This is a genomic window from Vibrio sp. 03_296 (assembly GCF_002265885.1).
Genome location: NZ_NPKW01001223.1, coordinates 1 through 563 on the forward strand (window position 1 = coordinate 1; position 563 = coordinate 563).

Sequence of the window (563 nt, forward strand, 5' to 3'; positions counted from 1 at the left end):
GTCCACGCTGTAAACGATGTCTACTTGGAGGTTGTGGCCTTGAGCCGTGGCTTTCGGAGCTAACGCGTTAAGTAGACCGCCTGGGGAGTACGGTCGCAAGATTAAAACTCAAATGAATTGACGGGGGCCCGCACAAGCGGTGGAGCATGTGGTTTAATTCGATGCAACGCGAAGAACCTTACCTACTCTTGACATCCAGAGAATCTAGCGGAGACGCTGGAGTGCCTTCGGGAACTCTGAGACAGGTGCTGCATGGCTGTCGTCAGCTCGTGTTGTGAAATGTTGGGTTAAGTCCCGCAACGAGCGCAACCCTTATCCTTGTTTGCCAGCGAGTAATGTCGGGAACTCCAGGGAGACTGCCGGTGATAAACCGGAGGAAGGTGGGGACGACGCAAGTCATCATGGCCCTTACGAGTAGGGCTACACACGTGCTACAATGGCGCATACAGAGGGCKGCCAACTTGCGAAAGTGAGCGAATCCCAAAAAGTGCGTCGTAGTCCGGATTGGAGTCTGCAACTCGACTCCATGAAGTCGGAATCGCTAGTAATCGTGGATCAGAATG

At 53.6% G+C, this 563-nt stretch carries 1 rRNA gene; it reads left to right on the forward strand.

Going from position 1 to position 563, the window contains the following annotated elements:
* Window positions 1–563 (forward strand): 16S ribosomal RNA (locus CIK04_RS31140); the annotation flags it as partial.